General features: G+C 56.4%; 18 protein-coding genes and 1 pseudogene. 6 read left to right on the top strand and 13 right to left on the bottom strand.

What is annotated here, in order from left to right:
* Window positions 1–196: hypothetical protein (locus tag AAAC48_RS11845; protein WP_340654362.1), on the top strand; the 196-nt coding region annotated here is incomplete at its 5' end.
* Window positions 197–434: 238 nt separating this feature from the next.
* Window positions 435–689 carry a GlsB/YeaQ/YmgE family stress response membrane protein gene (locus AAAC48_RS11840; RefSeq protein WP_340654361.1) on the top strand — a complete coding sequence of 85 codons (255 nt, stop codon included), beginning with the start codon at window positions 435–437 and terminating at the stop codon, window positions 687–689.
* A gap of 73 nt (window positions 690–762) precedes the next feature.
* Here AAAC48_RS11840 and AAAC48_RS11835 read toward each other — a convergent pair whose 3' ends face one another.
* Window positions 763–3,846 (bottom strand): efflux RND transporter permease subunit, encoded by a 3,084-nt coding sequence (locus AAAC48_RS11835; protein WP_340654360.1) that lies wholly within the window; start codon window positions 3,844–3,846, stop codon window positions 763–765.
* Window positions 3,843–5,075, bottom strand: coding sequence for an efflux RND transporter periplasmic adaptor subunit (locus AAAC48_RS11830; protein WP_340654359.1), 1,233 nt, complete (start codon window positions 5,073–5,075; stop codon window positions 3,843–3,845). Before AAAC48_RS11830 ends, AAAC48_RS11835 begins: the two co-directional genes overlap by 4 nt.
* Window positions 5,076–5,274: 199 nt before the next feature.
* Here AAAC48_RS11830 and AAAC48_RS11825 point away from each other — a divergent pair, with 199 nt between their 5' ends.
* The gene (locus tag AAAC48_RS11825; protein ID WP_340654358.1) at window positions 5,275–5,817 is read left to right on the top strand and encodes a TetR/AcrR family transcriptional regulator; all 543 of its coding nucleotides are present in this window, start codon (window positions 5,275–5,277) and stop codon (window positions 5,815–5,817) included.
* Here the strand turns inward: AAAC48_RS11825 and tgt are convergent, their stop codons facing one another.
* From tgt to coaD, 5 genes are read right to left on the bottom strand one after another with little or no spacing between them, the layout of a single operon-like run.
* The gene (gene tgt, locus AAAC48_RS11820; protein WP_340654357.1) at window positions 5,818–6,954 is read right to left on the bottom strand and encodes a tRNA guanosine(34) transglycosylase Tgt; all 1,137 of its coding nucleotides are present in this window, start codon (window positions 6,952–6,954) and stop codon (window positions 5,818–5,820) included. It lies immediately after the preceding gene.
* The gene (gene queA, locus AAAC48_RS11815) at window positions 6,951–8,030 is read right to left on the bottom strand and encodes a tRNA preQ1(34) S-adenosylmethionine ribosyltransferase-isomerase QueA (protein ID WP_340654356.1); all 1,080 of its coding nucleotides are present in this window, start codon (window positions 8,028–8,030) and stop codon (window positions 6,951–6,953) included. The genes tgt and queA overlap by 4 nt, the downstream gene beginning before the upstream one ends.
* A 17-nt stretch (window positions 8,031–8,047) precedes the next feature.
* Complete coding sequence (locus tag AAAC48_RS11810; RefSeq protein WP_340654355.1) at window positions 8,048–8,557, bottom strand: peptidylprolyl isomerase; 510 nt, start codon at window positions 8,555–8,557, stop codon at window positions 8,048–8,050.
* Between the two features lie 26 nt (window positions 8,558–8,583).
* Entirely contained in the window at window positions 8,584–9,168 is a 585-nt protein-coding gene (locus tag AAAC48_RS11805) for a peptidylprolyl isomerase (RefSeq protein WP_340654354.1), read from the bottom strand.
* A gap of 13 nt (window positions 9,169–9,181) precedes the next feature.
* On the bottom strand, window positions 9,182–9,676 hold the full coding sequence (gene coaD / locus AAAC48_RS11800) for a pantetheine-phosphate adenylyltransferase (protein ID WP_340654353.1): 495 nt from the start codon (window positions 9,674–9,676) through the stop codon (window positions 9,182–9,184).
* A 188-nt stretch (window positions 9,677–9,864) separates the two neighbouring features.
* Here coaD and AAAC48_RS11795 point away from each other — a divergent pair, with 188 nt between their 5' ends.
* A complete protein-coding gene (locus AAAC48_RS11795) occupies window positions 9,865–10,005 on the top strand; it encodes a hypothetical protein (RefSeq protein ID WP_340654352.1) in 141 nt (46 codons plus the stop codon).
* Window positions 10,006–10,024: 19 nt separating this feature from the next.
* On the opposite strand, the gene gyrA is transcribed toward AAAC48_RS11795, so the two are convergent.
* Window positions 10,025–12,829 carry a DNA gyrase subunit A gene (gyrA, locus tag AAAC48_RS11790; RefSeq protein ID WP_340654351.1) on the bottom strand — a complete coding sequence of 935 codons (2,805 nt, stop codon included), beginning with the start codon at window positions 12,827–12,829 and terminating at the stop codon, window positions 10,025–10,027.
* Between the two features lie 253 nt (window positions 12,830–13,082).
* On the opposite strand from gyrA, the gene AAAC48_RS11785 reads away from it, so the two are divergent.
* Complete coding sequence (locus AAAC48_RS11785) at window positions 13,083–13,709, top strand: MarC family protein (protein ID WP_340654350.1); 627 nt, start codon at window positions 13,083–13,085, stop codon at window positions 13,707–13,709.
* A 12-nt stretch (window positions 13,710–13,721) separates the two neighbouring features.
* Here AAAC48_RS11785 and AAAC48_RS11780 read toward each other — a convergent pair whose 3' ends face one another.
* Window positions 13,722–15,029 carry an NAD(P)/FAD-dependent oxidoreductase gene (locus tag AAAC48_RS11780; RefSeq protein WP_340654349.1) on the bottom strand — a complete coding sequence of 436 codons (1,308 nt, stop codon included), beginning with the start codon at window positions 15,027–15,029 and terminating at the stop codon, window positions 13,722–13,724.
* Between the two features lie 63 nt (window positions 15,030–15,092).
* Window positions 15,093–15,962 (bottom strand): AraC family transcriptional regulator, encoded by an 870-nt coding sequence (locus AAAC48_RS11775; RefSeq protein WP_340654348.1) that lies wholly within the window; start codon window positions 15,960–15,962, stop codon window positions 15,093–15,095.
* A 37-nt stretch (window positions 15,963–15,999) separates the two neighbouring features.
* On the opposite strand from AAAC48_RS11775, the gene AAAC48_RS11770 reads away from it, so the two are divergent.
* Entirely contained in the window at window positions 16,000–16,407 is a 408-nt protein-coding gene (locus AAAC48_RS11770) for a DUF2000 family protein (protein ID WP_340654347.1), read from the top strand.
* Window positions 16,408–16,472: 65 nt separating this feature from the next.
* Here the strand turns inward: AAAC48_RS11770 and AAAC48_RS11765 are convergent.
* The 3 genes and pseudogenes from AAAC48_RS11765 to ssb all read right to left on the bottom strand — a co-directional run.
* Window positions 16,473–17,058: pseudogene (locus AAAC48_RS11765) on the bottom strand (CatB-related O-acetyltransferase).
* A 79-nt stretch (window positions 17,059–17,137) separates the two neighbouring features.
* Window positions 17,138–17,569 (bottom strand): YqaA family protein, encoded by a 432-nt coding sequence (locus tag AAAC48_RS11760; RefSeq protein ID WP_340654363.1) that lies wholly within the window; start codon window positions 17,567–17,569, stop codon window positions 17,138–17,140.
* A 50-nt stretch (window positions 17,570–17,619) separates the two neighbouring features.
* The coding region (gene ssb, locus AAAC48_RS11755; RefSeq protein ID WP_340654346.1) for a single-stranded DNA-binding protein at window positions 17,620–17,936 on the bottom strand (317 nt) is incomplete at its 5' end.

Below are 17,936 nucleotides of genomic sequence, written 5' to 3'. Positions count from 1 at the left end.
CCTCTACACAGCTCTTGGTCTCGCCGTCGCTCTCGCCGTAGCGGCTCCAGCACTTGTTACCGGCGCCAACGCCGCTGCAGCAACAACAACGGCTGCTCCGACGTCGACAGTCAAGACGCCAGCGCACAAGCACCATGTAAAGAAGGTGCACAAGACCACCACGCACACGAAGAAGCCAGCTGCGAAGACAATGTAATCTTCATACGGCTCAACATTTTTCGTTGTGTTAGGAGCTATGCCGGTTATGGGAGACCATCGCCGGTATAGCTTTTTTGCAGTTCGGCTCTCCTGCCTGAACCTTATCGATCGCAAGTTTTGTTATCCAAATTTCCTTTCCCGGCGTAAAATTGCTGTGGTGATTCTCCTGCGAAGCATGGATTGAGGAATCCACGGCCGGGCGAACATCGTGTCGAAACCGGTTATGGAGCTTGGCTATGGGCGGAGAAAGTCTTCTGGTTTTTCTATTGGTTGGTTTGGTTGCGGGCTGGCTTGCCAGTCAGCTCGTCCGCGGTGGTGGTTTTGGTCTCGTGGGTGACCTGATTGTGGGTGTTATCGGAGCCTTCATTGCCGGATATCTGTTTCCGCGGCTCGGCATCTCGCTTGGTAGTGGCATTCTCGGTGCCATCATCGCGGCAACAATCGGAGCGGTCATCCTGCTCTTCATACTTCGCGCAGTTAAGCGCGCCTGAATTTGCCTGAGCTCAGAAACAAAAAGCCTCCGAACCGCAATGGCTCGGAGGCTTTCTTTTTAATGCCAGGCTTTTAGGACCGGCCAAACTCCGGCTCGGCATCCGGCAACGGCTGCCTATCTGTCTCGGCCGCCACATCCTTCTTGGAAATGAAGGTGTAGAACATTGGCACCACGAAGAGCGTGAAGATCGTTCCGACGAGAATGCCGGAGAAAATAACCAGACCGATCGAATAGCGGGCCGCTGCACCGGCACCCGTCGCCGTGATTAGCGGGATAACGCCGAGCGCCATCGCCGCTGTGGTCATCAGGATCGGGCGGAGCCGCGTCTTTGCTGCAAGAATGATCGCATCATGCCGGGAAATACCGTGCAGTTCACGCTGTTGGTTGGCAAACTCCACCATCAGAATACCATGCTTGGTGATAAGACCCACAAGCGTGATCAGACCCACCTGCGTGTAGATATTCAGCGTACCCAAGCCGATATTGAGCGGAACGATTGCCCCGAAGATCGACAGCGGTACCGACATCATGATGATGAATGGATCGCGGAAGCTTTCGAACTGCGCGGCAAGCACCAGATAGATGACGATCACGGCGAGCACGAAGGCTATCAGAATCGTGCTTCCCTGCCCGATTTCCAGACGCGATTGTCCGGAATAATCCATGAAGAACCCATCCGGCATCAAAGGCTTAGCCGAATTGATAACGGTCTGCAGACCCTGACCGGTCGTAACACCCGGCAGCGGCAATGCTGAAATCGTTGCCGAGTTTAGCTGGTTGAACTGCTCAATGGCTGCCGGCGAAGCGTTCTCGGTAACCTTGATCACCGCCGACAACGGCACCATCTCGCCAGACGCACTCTTGACGAAATACTGGCCAAGCTTCTCAGGATTCGATCTATAGTCCTGGGGCACCTGCGGGATGATGTCGTAGCTGTTGGAGTCCCGGTCGAATTTCGAGATCTTGCCACCACCAACGAGCAGGCCGAGCGTCTGGCCAATATCACTCACCGGCACACCCAGGGCAGATGCGCGATCGCGATCGATTGTTACCGTAACCTGCGGTGCATTGAAGGACAGCGAGTTCTGCACGATGATGAACTGCCCGGAAGCCTGCGCCTTTTTCTTGATTTCCTCGGCTACTTCGAACACCTTGTCGGCTGGACCGGTGGACTGGATCACGACCGAAATCGGCAAACCACCGCCGGTACCTGGCAAGGTTGGCGGCGCAAAGATGAAGGCTTCAGCACCGGCGACCGGACTGATCATCCCCTGCAGTTCCTGCTGCAATTGCTTCTGCGACTTGTCGCGCTGCGTCCAATCCTTGAACACCCAGATCGCAAATGCCGAGTTGGTGGTGCCCAGGCCGAGAATATTGAACCGGGCCTTCAGCTCCGGCAAATCCTTGGTCAATGCATCGATCTGGTCTGCATAGAGCTTGGTATAGTCCGACGTCGCATATTGCGGCGCATTGACGATCGCAAACAGTGCACCTGAATCCTCTTCCGGAGCGAGTTCCGAACTGGTCTTGGTGAACAGGAATCCCGTCAATGCAACAAGGGCGATAACGATGAACAGCGTTACGGGCCGAACGTTAAGCGATCCCGCAACCCGTCGTTCATAGGCGCCTTCGAGCCAGCCAAAGCTGCTGTCGACAATGCGCTGGAATCGGCTGTGTCCGCCCGCACGCAACAACAATGCGCACATCATGGGTGATACGGTCAAAGCCGCTACACCGGAAATAATAACAGCCCCCGCAAGCGTGAACGCAAACTCACGGAACAGCGAGCCAGTCAACCCTCCGGTAAATCCGAGCGGAGCAAACACGGCCGCAAGCGTGATGGTCATCGCCACGATTGGTCCGGTGATCTCTTTCATGCCCTTCAATGCGGCATCGATCGGTCTTAGTCCCTCTTCGATATGGCGATGGATATTCTCCAGGACCACGATCGCGTCGTCGACCACGAGACCAATGGCCAGAACCATTGCGAGAAGTGACAGCAGGTTGATCGAATAGCCGAGCAGGAACAGGAAGAAACACACCCCGACCAGCGAAATCGGAATTGTCACGACCGGAATGATGACCGAGCGGAAAGACCCGAGGAAGAGCAGGATCACGAGGACAACGATAAGAACCGCTTCACCGATGGTCTTGAACACCTCGTGGATCGACGAACTGATCTGCTCAGTCGCGTCGTAGAGCATGATGATCGACATGCCTTCCGGAAGGGTCGCCTGAATCGATGGCAACTCCTTGCGAACAGCTGCCGTCATGTCGATAGGATTGGCAGCTGGCGTCGGGAAAATACCGAGGAACGTGCCGCTGGACCCGTTGAATGTGACGATCGTATCCTTGTTGACGGCGCCGAGCTCGATGCGCGCAACATCGCGTAAACGCACGATGTTGTCGCCGTCGGACTTGATCGGCATGGCGCCGAAAGCTTCAGGCGTCTGCAGCGTCGTCTTCAACGTGATCGGCGAAGCCGTGTAAAGGTTTTCCACCTTGCCCGGAGCCGACAGGAAGTTCGACTGGTTGATCGCCGTCAACACTTCCGAAGCCGTCGTCTTACGAGCGGCAAGCTTGATTGGATCGATCCACACGCGCATGGAGAAGACCTGGCCGCCGAGAATCTGTGCATCCGCGACGCCCTGGATTGTCGACATGCGCGGCTGGATAACACGTTCCAGATACTCGGTGATCTGCTCGCTCGTCATGTTCGGGTTCTGCACGGCCAGATACATGGTCGCGAAGTCCTGACCCGTACCCTTGGTGATGACCGGGTCTTCGGCTTCAGTCGGCAGATCGCCACGAACCTGGTTGACCTTGGAGATCACCTCGGTCAAGGCGGCATCAGGATCAGCGCCGAGCTTCATCTGGACCGTCACCGTGCTCGATGACGGAGCGGAAGACGATGTCACATAGTCAATGTTCTCGGTCGTCGTCACGGCTTTCGCGATCGGCGCAGAGATGAATCCCTGCATCAGGTCCGCGCTGGCGCCCGCATAAGCGGTCTTGATGGTAATGACCGTCTCCTCGACCTTCGGATATTCGCGAACCGAAAGGTTCACCAGCCCCTGCGCGCCGAGGAGGATGATCATCAGGGCGACAACCGTCGAGAGAACAGGACGGCGAATGAATATGTCTGAGAAATTCATTTTGTTGGCAGTCCTGCGTCAGTGGTTTTTGCTGGATTCACATCGTTGGCGATCTTCACCGTTGCACCGGGGCTCAAACGGTTTTGGCCGGCAGTAACAACAATGTCGCCCTTCTTAATGCCTTTGGTGATTTCGACCACCAGTCCCGAACGGCGTCCGGGGGTAACAAAGACCTGAGCCACGACAAGCTTTGGCTCTTTCTTCTCAGCAGCGGAGTCGGTCGGCTTTGCTGCATCCGCCGCGTTTGCCGCGCCTGCTGGCTTTGTAGTATCGGCCGGCTTTGGCGTATCAGCAGGCTTCGCTTCGTCCGGCGCTGAACGAACCACGAAAACATAATCACCATAAAGACTTGAGACCAGTGCGGTCTGCGGCAAGGTGTAGACGTCGTCTTCCTTTGGAAGCGTTACCCGAACCTGAGCAAACTGGCCGGGACGCAGTTTTCCTTCCGGATTATCGACCTTCGCACGGACGGAAACCAAGCGCGTCGCCGGGTCAATCCTCGGTTCGATAGCAGTAATCTCTCCGGGGAAGTTTATGTCGCTATCCGTCAAACCGAGTCTTATCGGCTGGCCGATCTTGATTTGGCTGAGATTCTGCTCCGGCACCGTGAAATCCACGCGCATCGTGGCAAGATCCTGCAAACTCACAACCACTGTACCTGGTGAAAGATACTGGCCAAGTTCGATACGCGGAATACCGACAGTGCCCTTGAACGGCGCCTTGAGCAATTTCTGGTCCATCACTGCCTGCAATTTGGCAATCTCGGCCTTCTTGGCAAGAGATGCCGATTGCGCCTCGTCGACGCTCGATACGGCACCAACCCCGCGGGTATTCAGCGTACGCGCACGTTCCAGAGTCTGGTCGAGCAACACGTTCTGAGCCTGGGCGGCAACAATGTCGGCTTTCTCGATGGCATCATCGAGTTGCAGCAAGGGAGCACCCTTCTCGATAATCTGGTTGGCGGTGAACGGAATGTCCTTGACGATACCGGCGACCTCGACTGACAGCTCAACACCTTGGATGGCGCTGACTGTACCAATTGCTTCGATTTCAGGCGTCCACGCACCTGGCTCGACCGTGTAGGTCGATACTGGCGCGGCCGGCTGCTGCATGGTCGCAAAGAAATCCTTGATCGCCTTGTCCCGGAACAGATTGAAGCCAACCAACCCAACCCCGATGAGAATTACAAATAGGAGAGCGATAACGGGAACGATGTAGCGCTTAATCATCGGGGAACTGCTCCGGAACAAAACAATGGCCAGCAAGTGTGTCTGCCAGCCTGTCTACAAGAATAAGATTACATGGACTTGATTGCCACGCGCAAACTACTGTACCGTCTGGACGGTAATGTCAATATGGGTTGGGCACCTCTCCTAAATCGAAAGTGTTAGAATGACAGCGGATATCCTCTCGACAAAAGACAAGATCTTGCAGGCGGCGGCCGAAATCGCCAAGGAAGTGGGGCCAGTGCACCTCTCCCTTGATGCGGTGGCACGGCGAGCGGGTCTTTCAAAGGGAGGATTGCTCTATACGTTTCCGACGAAGGCCAAACTGCTTGAAGCCCTCGTGGAGCAACACGTTTCTGAATTTGACGAATCACTTCGCAAAGAAGAAGCCGCTAGAAATCACGGCCAAAACAGTGTCGTGCTGGCCTGTATCGCCGTCTATCGCGCGGAGTTTCTTTGCAACGAACCCGAACCTTCCGGCATTCTTGCGGCGATTGCCAGTGACCCTGGCTTTCTCGAACCAATTCGCCGCTACAACAAGCAGCTAGTCCAGCGAATGCGCGAAAATGCCGAGGATCCGACGCTGGCGATGATGGTTTTCCTGACGATCGAGGGTTTGCGTAGCTTGAAACTCTTTGAAATGAACGTGGTCAACCGGGATGAGCAGATCGCAGCGATCGACCGGCTCAAAAACCTGTTCGAGCCTGAAGACATAGACACAGCGCCGGTGGCCGCCACCGTTTGATCAGGATACTGCCGCTATATCACCCCGCGCCCACGCCGCCTGCGTCTCTTCGGTGAAGGCGTTGTAGCGCGTGCCTTCAATCGCATCGCGGATTGCCTGCATCAATTGCTGGTAATAGGAAAGATTGTTCCATGTCAGCAGCATGGCGCCCAGCGCCTCACCCGATTTCACCAGATGATGCAGATAGGCGCGGCTGTAATCTCGCGCAGCTGGACAAGAAGACTCCTCGTCGAGCGGCCGCGGGTCGTCCGCGTGCCTCGCATTGCGCAAATTGATCTTACCGCGGCGGGTGAATGCAAGGCCATGCCGCCCTGCCCGCGTCGGCATCACGCAATCGAACATATCGATACCGCGCGCCACCGATTTCAGAATGTCGTCCGGTGTACCTACGCCCATGAGATAACGCGGCTTTTCGCTTGGTAGTTCCGCACAGGTGATGTCGAGCATTTCCAGCATGACTTCCTGCGGCTCGCCGACAGCGAGCCCGCCGACCGCATAGCCCTTCAAATCCATGGCTTTCAGTGCTTGCGCCGAACGGATGCGCAGATCGACAACGTCGCCGCCCTGCACGATGCCAAACATGGCCTTGCCCGGCTGGTCGCCAAAGGCCGCCTTGCAGCGATCTGCCCAGCGCAGCGAGAGTTCCATCGCTCGCTGAATATCCTTCGGTGTGGAAGGCAGGGCCACGCATTCGTCGAGCTGCATCTGGATATCCGAATCGAGCAGTCCCTGGATCTCGATCGAGCGCTCGGGGCTCATCTCATAGGCACGGCCATCGATATGCGAACGGAACGTCACGCCCGTTTCGGTGAGTTTGCGCAACTGCGCCAATGACATGACCTGAAACCCGCCGGAATCCGTCAGGATAGGCCCCTGCCACCGCGCAAATTCATGCAGGCCACCGAGTTTCGCGACCCGTTCGGCGCTCGGCCGCAGCATCAGATGATAGGTATTGCCAAGGATGATGTCGGCACCAAGATCGCGCACCTGATCCATATACATGGCCTTGACGGTACCGCCTGTACCAACCGGCATGAAGGCAGGGGTACGCACCATTCCACGCGGCATGGTGATTTCACCGCGCCGCGCCTTGCCATCGGTGGCAATCAGTTTGAATTCAAAATTTTCACTTGTCATGATGCGGATCGCCATAACAGGCTTGCATCGCCATAGGAATAGAAGCGGTAGTTATTTTTGATCGCGTATTCATAGGCCGCATGCATGCGCTCGAAACCGCTGAAGGCCGAAACCAGCATGAACAGCGTCGAGCGCGGCAAATGAAAATTCGTCATCAGCATGTCAACGGCGCCGAACTTGTAACCCGGCGTAATGAATATATCCGTCGGCCCCGACCAGGGCTGGATAACACCATTTGCATCCGTCGCGCTCTCGAGCAGCCGTAGAGATGTTGTCCCCACGCTGACAATGCGCCCGCCGCGCGCCTTCACTGCGTTGAGCGCCTCGGCCGTGCGTTGGTCTACCGTTCCGATTTCTGCGTGCATTTTATGATCGGCCGTATCGTCGGCCTTGACCGGTAGAAACGTGCCCGCACCCACATGCAGCGTGACGAAGTGCTCTTCGATGCCGCGTTTCTTCAAGTCGTCCAGAAGTTCAGGCGTGAAATGCAGGCCAGCAGTCGGCGCGGCGACGGCGCCTTCCTCCTTCGCGTAAACGGTCTGGTAGTCCTCGCGGTCGCGACTGTCGTCTGCACGTTTTGATGCGATATAGGGCGGTAAAGGAATATGTCCGACTGCCGCGATTGCCTGATCGAGATCGGCTCCGCTGAAATCGAAGACCAGCAATGCTTCGCCTGCCTCACCTTTTTCCGCGACGGTCGCTTGCAGCGAACCAAGCAGGCACGCATTGTTACCGTGACCGAAGTCGATGCGCTCGCCCTGCTTGATGCGTTTTGCCGGCCGCAGGAACGCTTTCCAGCGATCGGGACCTGCGCGCATATGCAAGGTCGCGCTGATCTGGGCCTTCGCGCCTTCGCGTACGCGAAATCCTTCAAGTTGAGCCGGTATCACCTTGGTATCATTGAATACAAGTGCATCTCCAGGGCGTAGGAAATCACCCAGGTCACGGACTGTACTGTCCTCGAATCCAGACACACCCGCCTTCACAAGCAAAAGCCGCGCTGAATCGCGCGGCTCTGCAGGTCTCAATGCGATGTTCTCTTCCGGCAGATCGAAATCGAAAAGATCAACACGCATAATGCATCAAAACGATCTTATTCGACGTCTGCTGCAACGCGCATGGAAACGATCGAATCCGGATCCTGCACCGGCTCGCCGCGTTTGATCTTGTCGACATTGTCCATGCCTTCGATCACCTGGCCCCACACAGTGTACTGGCGGTTGAGGAAGCCTGCATCGTCGAAGCAGATGAAGAACTGCGAGTTGGCGGAATTCGGGTTCTGCGAACGCGCCATCGAGCAGGCGCCGCGGCCATGATTGGCATTGGAGAACTCAGCCTTAAGGTCCGGCTTGTCGGAGCCGCCCATGCCGGCACGGGCCGGATTGAACGACGTGCCGCCCTTCTTGCCGAACTTGACGTCGCCTGTCTGGGCCATGAAGCCATCAATCACGCGGTGGAACACAACGCCATTGTAAGCGCCTTCGCGTGCCAGTTCCTTGATGCGTTCGACATGCCCGGGTGCGAGATCCGGATAGAGTTCGATAACGACATTGCCCTTCGTGGTTTCAAGAAGGATAGTGTTTTCTGGGTCTTTGTAAGCCATTTTCGGCAATCTCCTGTTTTCTCTAATTATTTCGTCGAACCGACCGTGACTTTGATCATCTTGTCGGGGTTATCGACAGCACCATTGTCAGCTTCCGAACCCTTCTTGATCTTGTCGACAATATCCATGCCGCTCGTGACCTTGCCGACAACTGTATACTGACCGTTCAGCGACGGATATTCGGTGAACATAATGAAGAACTGCGAGTTGGCAGAATTCGGGTTCTGCGCACGGGCCATGCCGACCACACCGCGCACGAACGGCTCTTTCGAGAACTCGGCAGGCAGGTCAGGACGCGTTGAACCACCTGTCCCGGCAGCCTGCGGGTTATAGCCCTTTTCGGTATTGCCGTACTGCACGTCGCCGGTCTGTGCCATGAAGCCAGGAATAACCCGGTGGAACACGACATTATTGTAAGCGCCTTCCTTGGCCAGTGCCTTGATCTGCTCGACATGTTTCGGCGCAAGATTGGGCAGCAACTCGATCTTGACGTCGCCATCCTTGAGCTTGATCGTCATGGTGTTCGCATCGTCTGCCCAGCTCGGGCTGAGCGCTGCAAATGACAGTGATGAGACGGCAGCAACGAGAAGCGCTGTGCGAAATACGGACATGAAAGTCTCCAAATCAGGATTTGAATTTTGTCTTGAGCGCGTCAGCGACAAGAGCAGGAACAAAATGACGGACGTCACCACCCATGCCGGCAATCTGGCGAACCAATGTGGCAGTAATGGTGCGGACCGCAGGATCGGCCGGGAGAAACACCGTTTGCAGTTCCGGCGCCATCTTGCCGTTCATGCCCGCCATCTGCATCTCATAATCGAGATCGGTGCCATCACGCAGGCCGCGGACCATCAATGACGCGCCATATTTGCGCGCGGCATCGATCAGCAAGCCATCGAAGGCAATCACTTCGAGCCGGTTGCTATCCTTGCCAAAGACTTCTGAAGCGACGCGTTTGATCAAGTCGACGCGCTCCTCGAATGAGAACAGCGGCGCCTTACCGGGATGAATGCCTATCGCTACGAATACTTTGTCGGCAAGCCGGAGCGAGCCCTGCAGGACATCTATGTGGCCATTGGTGATCGGATCGAATGATCCGGCATAGATCGCGTTTGTCATGAGGGGTTTCCTAGCCGTTTTGCCCGGCGCTTTCAATGGCCAGCAATCGATCAGATGAACGGTAGATGAACGCGGCGATCAGCAAGCATTCAGTTGCGTTCAACTAGACGTGAGAAAATCAGATGAAACCATTTCCACGTTAGCAAGTTGCTAACCATGAAACAGCGCAAGATCGAAGGGACAGATTTATGTTTATTCTTCTGAGCATTGCCATGATGGTTGCGATGATCGTTTCCGCGATCATCATGATTGTAGAAGAAAACAAGAAGCGGGAAGCTCCTGTCAGAACTTCCCGCTTTGGTGTGTATCACCATCGCCACGATCTCTAATCGCGTGATCTGAACGGCTCTAGTTTCCCCCAGAGCCGTCAGTTGTTTCCGGTGCAGCGCTCTCGCCTTCACCAACAGTTTCAGCTTCAATATCGTCGGCTTCTGTTTCGGAAATCCTCTCGACCGATACCACCTTCTCGCCATCGGCCGTATTGAAGATTGTCACGCCCTTGGTCGAGCGTCCGGCGATACGGATGCCATTGACCGGCACGCGGATCAGCTGGCCACCGTCGGATACCAGCAGGATCTGATCGGAAGCTTCGACAGGGAATAACGCCACCAGCTTGCCGATTTCATCGGTTTTTGACGTGTCGGTAGCTCGGATGCCCTTGCCACCACGTCCGGAAACGCGGAACTCATAGGATGACGAGCGCTTGCCATAGCCATATTCGCTGACCGTGAGCACGGTCTGCTCGCGATCACGCAGTTCAGCAAAGCGCTCCGGCGAAAGGTCCGTTACATCAGTCGCTTCCTCGCCAACGAGAGCGATTTCTTCCACGTCATCCGCTCCCTGCGCTCGCCTTTCGGCTGCAGCCTGTTTCAGATAGGCCGAACGCTCAGCCGGGCTTGCGTCAACGTGGCCGAGAATGGACATCGAGATAATCTTGTCGCCCGGAGCCAGCGTAATACCACGCACACCGATCGAGTTGCGGCCAGCGAAGACACGCACATCAGTAACGGGGAAACGAATGCACTGCCCGCCGGCCGCCGTCAGCAGCACGTCATCAAACTCGTCGCATGTATCGACGCTGAGGATTTCATCGCCCTCTTCCTCCAGCTTCATCGCAATCTTGCCGTTGCGATTGACCTGGACGAAATCGGAAAGCTTGTTGCGGCGAACAGTGCCGCGCGTCGTCGCGAACATGACGTCGAGATTTGCCCAGCTGGACTCATCTTCTGGCAGTGGCATGATCGTCGTGATGCGCTCGCCCTGTTCTAGCGGCAGCATGTTGATCAGCGCCTTGCCGCGCGATTGCGGCGTACCGATCGGCAAGCGCCAGACCTTTTCCTTATAGACAATGCCGCGCGAGGAGAAGAACAGCACCGGCGTATGCGTGTTGGCGACGAACAGCCGCGTCACTGAATCCTCATCCTTCATCGTCACGCCCGAACGGCCCTTGCCGCCGCGTCGCTGTGCGCGGTAGGTCGCCAGTGGCACCCGCTTGATGTAGCCAGCATGGCTGACAGTAACGACCATGTCCTCACGGGCGATGAGGTCTTCATCGTCCATGTCGGCACCACCATCGGTGAGCTCGGTACGACGCGGGGTTCCGAATTCGTCGCGAATGGCAATGAGTTCGTCCTTGACGATGCCCATGATCCGCAGACGCGACGCCAGGATTTCGAGGTAGTCCTTGATCTCGACGCCGATCTTGTTGAGTTCGTCGGCAATTTCATCGCGTCCGAGCGCCGTCAGGCGTTGCAGGCGCAGATCGAGAATTGCGCGCGCCTGCTCTTCGGACAAATTATAGGTGTTGTCGTCGTTGAGGGTATGGCGCGGATCAGCGATCAGCGTGATCAGCGGCGCCACATCATTGGCCGGCCAACGCCGTTCCATCAGCTGGTCGCGCGCCGTTGCCGGGTCCGGCGCACGGCGGATCAGCGCAATGATCTCGTCGATATTGGCGACCGCAATGGCAAGACCAACCAAGACGTGCGCGCGGTCACGCGCCTTGCGGAGCAGGAATTTTGTGCGGCGGCTGACAACTTCCTCGCGGAAGTTGACAAAGGCGCGCAGAATGTCGAGGAGATTTAACAGGCCAGGCTTGCCACCGTTCAAAGCCACCATGTTGGCGCCGAATGAAGTCTGCAGTGGTGTGAAGCGATAGAGCTGGTTGACGATGACGTCAGCGACAGCATCGCGCTTCAGTTCCACAACGACGCGATAGCCGTCGCGATCTGATTCATCGCGAATGTCCGAGATGCCCTCGATGCGCTTTTCCCGCACGAGGTCAGCCATCTTCTCGATCATCGTCGCCTTGTTCACCTGATACGGAACTTCAGTGATAATGATCGCTTCGCGGTCACCGCGCATGCTCTCGATGGCAACCTTGCCGCGCATCAGGATGGAGCCGCGGCCAGTGCTGTAGGCTGAATAAATACCAGAACGGCCAAGAACAATACCACCCGTCGGGAAATCCGGTCCTGGGATGAACTCCATCATTTCCGGCAATTCGATCGCCGGATTGTCGATCAACGCGATACAGCCATTGATGACCTCGGCCAAATTGTGCGGCGGCACGTTCGTCGCCATGCCGACGGCGATACCTCCCGAGCCATTGACGAGCAGGTTGGGGAAACGTGCCGGCAGAACCACAGGCTCCTGCTCGCGACCGTCGTAATTGTCCTGGAAATCGACTGTTTCCTTGTCGATGTCTTCAAGCAGCGATTCCGAAACTTTCTCCAGACGGCATTCCGTGTACCGCATCGCCGCCGGGGAATCGCCGTCGATCGAACCGAAATTGCCCTGCCCGTCGACCAGCGGATCGCGCAAAGACCAGTCCTGTGCCATACGCACAAGCGCGTCGTAGATCGAGGCATCACCGTGCGGATGGTATTTACCCATCACTTCACCGACGACACCGGCAGACTTGCGGTAGGACCTGTTCCACGACAGGCCCATTTCATTCATCGCGTGCAGGATACGTCTATGGACCGGCTTTAGACCATCGCGCACATCGGGCAGCGCGCGACTGACGATCACGCTCATCGCATAATCGAGATAGGACCGCTGCATTTCCTCGATGATCGAAATCGCTTCGATGCCGGAATTTGGTCCGGATTTATCGTCTTCGGGGCCGGAAGGTGGAGTTAGGTCAGACACGAGGCACTCATCTTTCGTATAGAATCAATCTTTGATCTTATAGCGGCTTTCGATACGAAAAGCCAATAAACGGGACTAGAATTCACAGCAGAAAACCCTTTAATATCAATAAGATAAAATAGATTTTCTCATGCGGTGAAAAACTTGGGCGCAGATTTCCATGTTTCTCGACGTTGGATAGCGAATCCGGTAGGTTGAAGCCGGTATAACGGGCAGGTTGGTGCGGCACTAATCAGAAAAGAAAAGCAAAATCGTGGCGTTTTATGACACCCTTCTTAATGCGCTCGTTACCTTGATGGTGACGATCGATCCACCGGGTCTGGCGCCACTGTTTCTGGCCCTGACACGCGGCATGAATCGTAAGGAACGCAGCCAGGTCGGACTGCGGGCCAGCCTTATTGCTTTCATCGTTCTGACCGTCTTCGCTGTTGCAGGCGCGCAGATCCTTGCACTCTTCGGTATCACGCTTGGCGCGTTCCGGATCGCCGGTGGTCTGCTCCTGTTCTGGATCGCCTTCGAGATGATTTTCGAGCGGCGCAACGAACGCAAGGAAAAGAGCGCAGAAGTTGCGATAACCAAGGATCACATCCGCAACATCGCCGCTTTCCCGCTTGCTATTCCACTCATTGCCGGACCGGGCGCGATTTCCGCCACCATCCTTCTGGCAGGCACGCTCTCCGAAGCGACATCGCGCCTCGCGCTGATCGGCATCATCCTGATTTGTATCGCGGCATCCTATGTGGTGTTTTTGCTTGCCGAGCGGGTCGATCGCTTTCTTGGCGAAACTGGACGCTCCATCCTGACCCGCCTGCTTGGTGTCATTCTTGCTGCCCTCGCCGTCCAGTTCGTGGCCGATGGCATAAAGATATTGGTCGGCTGAACACAGATACTGTTACGCGCCATTTCCTGGTGTATCGGCCCCCTCCGCGGCATCCCGTTGTGTGATCAAGCGCGCGCTGCGGGCACCGCTGACTGAAATCCACAGCCAACTCAGCGCCACTGCGAGGCGATTGCGCAGACCAATCAGGAAGTAGATGTGTGCGATACCCCAAAGCCACCAGGCGATGTAACCCTTTAGCTTGATCCAGCCGAAATCCGTCACCGCAGCACGCTTGCCGATCGTTGCCAGATCGCCGGCATGACGGTACACAAATGCCCTTGGTGATTGATCGCCGGCAAGTCTCGCCTTGATCGTTTTTGCGATATGAACACCCTGCTGCTTTGCTGCAGGGGCAATGCCGGGCACCATGCCCTTGCCGCCATTGGCAACGGTCGCCGTGTCGCCGATAACGAATATCTCCGGGTGTCCCGGTGCCGTCAGATCGGCATCGACGATGACGCGTCCGGCGCGGTCGGCGGGCACGTTGAGCCATTTCGCCGCCGGCGACGCCTGAACGCCAGCCGCCCAGATGATGGTTTTCGCGCGTAGCAACTGACCGCCAAACTCGACCCCATCCGCATGACATTCGGTAACGGGGTTGCCGAGATGAACGGTCACGCCCAGCCTTTCCAGCGCCTGTTTCGCATAGGCGGACATGTCCTCACTGAAAGCGGCCAGCACCCTTGGCCCACCCTCAATCAAGACGACATGTGCTGTCGCGGGATCAATCACCCTGAAATCACCTTTGAGCGTATCGCGGGCCAGATCGGCGATTGTTCCTGCAATCTCCACGCCGGTTGGACCGCCACCGATAATCACGAATGTCAGGTATTCCGCACGCCGTACCGGATCGGGTTCGCGTTCGGCCTCTTCGAAGGCGGTCAGAATGCGTCGCCGGATTGTCGTCGCGTCCTCCAGCGTCTTCAGCCCGGGCGCATAACGCTCCCAGTCATCATGGCCGAAATAGGCATGGCGGGCCCCGGTCGCCAGCACAAGCGTGTCGTATGGAATGGCCTCGCCATCCGCCAATAAAACGGTCCGGGCAGCCGTATCAACCCCTTCGACTGTGCCAAGCAGCGTTTTGACATTCTTGTACTTGCGCAGGAGATGACGGATGGGCCAGGCGATCTCCGACGTCGCCAAGGTTGACGTCGCCACCTGATAGAGCAAAGGCTGGAATAGATGATGGTTGCGCTGGTCAATAAGCGCAATATCGATGTCGGCATTGTGAAAGCTGTGAACCGCCTCAAGTCCACCGAAGCCTCCGCCGACGATCACCAAACGGTGCTTTCTATTGGATGGCGTCTGCGTTTCCGTCATGACAGGCTCCGATGCAAACCAACCTCTGTCTAACAGACGGCCTGGAGACCGACAATTGCGCCTTCAGCCCGGATTAACGCCAATCAGGTTTGCCCAGCGGCCGGGCGTCATGCCGAAAGCCTTCTTGAATTGCCGGTTAAGATGGCTCTGGTCGGCGAATCCTGTCGCCGCCGCAATTTCGGCAAGCGGCTCACCTGCCTTGATCATCTCCCGCGCCCGCTGCAGGCGGCGCATCAGCAGAAACCGATGCGGGCTTGTCGCATAGAGTGCCCTGAAATGTCGGGATAAAGCATAACGATCAAGCCCGCTTACCGCCTCAAGTTCATCTGACCTGACAAGACGCAAAGCATGCTCCTCGAGATAGTCACGTGCCAACTCGGTCTGCCGCATCGCTGTCGGTCCGAGCGGCTTGACGTTTTGCCGTGCATGCTTGGCCAGGCCGTGCGTCAGCCGGGATATGATGTCGTCTACCAGCAGTTCATCCAGTTCCTCGTCCAGGTTGCCGAGAGCGGCCGACAAGGTGGCTGCCATGGATGGATCTGCAAAAACAGGATTGTTGACGAATGGCAGCGAAACATTTCGATCGCCCAGCGATTGCAGCGCCAGAGAGGGCTCCAGATAGAGCATGCGATAACGCAAGCCATCATCCGTACCTGCTCCGCCATCATGCATCTCGTCCGGATGCAGGACGATGATATTCCCCGGCAGGCTGTAGCGCCGCGCGCCGCGATACCAGAATGTCTGCACGCCATGCAGCGTCACGCCGATGGCATAGGTATCGTGCCGGTGCAGATCGTAGCCATCGCCGCTAAATCGCGCTTCTATCCGCTCAAGGCCGGGATTGGACGGTGCAGCCATGATCGCATCCTGCGCGGGCAGTTCGCACAAACGTCCAAGACTGCGTGCAGATCTATCCCCTAGAACGTCCAGCATAAGCTCAACTCTTCATGACCGTCGGAGACCTATATCGATGTTCGATACCAAAATTGCAATTGTGCTGCGTAACGACCTGGCATCCTGGCAGGCGTTGAATGTCACGGCGTTTTTGACCAGCGGTATTGTTGCCCAGTTCCCGCAGGTGATCGGCGAACCTTACCGCGATCGCGCCGGCAACACCTATAATCCGTTATCCATCCAGCCCGTCATCGTGCTGGCAGCAGATCAGGCAACGATTTCAACCATTCATCGCCGTTCGCTCGAGCGGGAAATCAGAACCTGCCTCTACGTCGAAGAGATGTTCTCGACCGGCCACGATGTCGCGAACCGCGCTATCTTTGCGCAATTTGCGCCCGATGACGCAAAAGTCGTCGGCATTGCCATGCGGGCGGAAAAGAAACTGGTCGACAAGATCACCAAGGGCGCAAAGATGCATCCTTGACCAGCCTGAATCATTTCGTCAGGTGCACGCGCCCAAAGCTTCAACGTCAGCGGAGACGATCAGCTTCAGGTTACGGCTGATCTTCTCCGCGGGCCAGTCCCACCATGCCAACGCTTCCAATCGCTTACCACATCAGGTTCAAATCTGGCTTTGATCGGTTTGGCGGGATTACCCCCGACGATCGTATAGGGGGCTACATCGGCAGTGACGACCGAGCGCGAGGAAATAATTGCGCCGTTGCCAATACTGACGCCTGGCATGATCAGTGCTTCGTAACCAATCCAGACGTCATTGCCGACGATGGTGTCGCCCTTGTATGGCAGATCTCTGGGCCCAGGCATAACTTTCTCCCACCCATTGCCGAAGATCTGAAATGGATAGGTCGATATTCCGGAGAGCTTGTGATTTGCGCCGTTCATGATGAAGCGCACGCCCCTTGGCCAAGGCGCAGAACTTTCCAATGATGAGTTTGTCGCCGATGAAGGGGAAGTGATAAAGGACATTTCTTTCGAAATTCTCCGAATCTTCCGGATCGTCGTAATAAGTATATTCGCCGACGATTATATTCGGATTGGTTATCGTGTTTTTGATGAAACACACCTGCGGAAACCCGTCCATCGGGTGCTTGTTGTCAGGGCTCGGGCCGTTCATGGGAACTCTATCGTCACTTGGGCGCGACGGAAGTATCAGCGCAACAGCCCGGTCACATCCGCGCGCTCGCAAAGAACTATCATCCCGTGGTCAGGGCCAAAATCGCAAGGTATCGACCGGTTTTCGCGATCGCAACAAGGATTACGAAACTGAGCAAGGGTTCGCGCAGAACCCCGGCAATCACTGTCAGCGGATCGCCAATAATCGGTACCCAGCTCAGCAGCAGTGTCCATTTGCCATAGCGTTGATACCAGGACGTAGCCCGATCGAGTTCTGCCCCGCTGGCGGGAAACCACCTGCGATCACGAAACCGGTCAATGCCCCGCCCGAGTAACCAGTTGACGATCGAACCGAGCACATTGCCGATGCTGGCCACTGTAATGAGAATTGCCGGCGAAAAGGAACTGCCGAGAAGAAGTCCGGCGAGCACCGCTTCCGACTGCATCGGCAGCACCGTCGCGGCGATGAAAGCGACCGTGAAGAGCCCAAAATAAACGCCCAGATCACCGATCATGTCTGGGCATTTGTACTATTCATCGTGGGTCCAAGAATACTCGGGTCTCAGAATGGAATTTCGTCGTCGAGATCGCGCGAGAAATTCCCGCCTGCGCTGGAAGAGCTACTTGACGATGCATTAGAACGGCCGAAGTCCGAACCGTAATCATTGTCAGAGACCTGACTGCGACCGGAATTGTTGTCGAACGAACGGCCACCGCCAGCACCCTCGCCACGTGAATCGAGCATCTGCAATTCCCCGCGGAATTTCTGCAATACGATTTCAGTCGTATAGCGATCATTCCCGGTCTGGTCCTGCCACTTGCGCGTCTGCAGGGCGCCCTCGAGGTAAACCTTCATGCCTTTTTTCAAATACTGCTCGG

Source organism: Phyllobacterium sp. (assembly GCF_037994405.1).
Classification (GTDB): Bacteria; Pseudomonadota; Alphaproteobacteria; order Rhizobiales; family Rhizobiaceae; genus Phyllobacterium.
This window is presented reverse-complemented; position numbering and strand designations above follow the sequence as displayed.

Coding starts and splice junctions, on each gene's coding strand:
- AAAC48_RS11840 (WP_340654361.1), top strand. CDS start 435: ATGGGCGGAGAAAGTCTTCTGGTTTTTCTATTGGTTGGTTTGGTTGCG.
- AAAC48_RS11835 (WP_340654360.1), bottom strand. CDS start 3,846: ATGAATTTCTCAGACATATTCATTCGCCGTCCTGTTCTCTCGACGGTT.
- AAAC48_RS11830 (WP_340654359.1), bottom strand. CDS start 5,075: ATGATTAAGCGCTACATCGTTCCCGTTATCGCTCTCCTATTTGTAATT.
- tgt (WP_340654357.1), bottom strand. CDS start 6,954: ATGACAAGTGAAAATTTTGAATTCAAACTGATTGCCACCGATGGCAAG.
- queA (WP_340654356.1), bottom strand. CDS start 8,030: ATGCGTGTTGATCTTTTCGATTTCGATCTGCCGGAAGAGAACATCGCA.
- AAAC48_RS11810 (WP_340654355.1), bottom strand. CDS start 8,557: ATGGCTTACAAAGACCCAGAAAACACTATCCTTCTTGAAACCACGAAG.
- AAAC48_RS11805 (WP_340654354.1), bottom strand. CDS start 9,168: ATGTCCGTATTTCGCACAGCGCTTCTCGTTGCTGCCGTCTCATCACTG.
- coaD (WP_340654353.1), bottom strand. CDS start 9,676: ATGACAAACGCGATCTATGCCGGATCATTCGATCCGATCACCAATGGC.
- AAAC48_RS11795 (WP_340654352.1), top strand. CDS start 9,865: ATGTTTATTCTTCTGAGCATTGCCATGATGGTTGCGATGATCGTTTCC.
- AAAC48_RS11780 (WP_340654349.1), bottom strand. CDS start 15,029: ATGACGGAAACGCAGACGCCATCCAATAGAAAGCACCGTTTGGTGATC.
- AAAC48_RS11775 (WP_340654348.1), bottom strand. CDS start 15,962: ATGCTGGACGTTCTAGGGGATAGATCTGCACGCAGTCTTGGACGTTTG.
- AAAC48_RS11770 (WP_340654347.1), top strand. CDS start 16,000: ATGTTCGATACCAAAATTGCAATTGTGCTGCGTAACGACCTGGCATCC.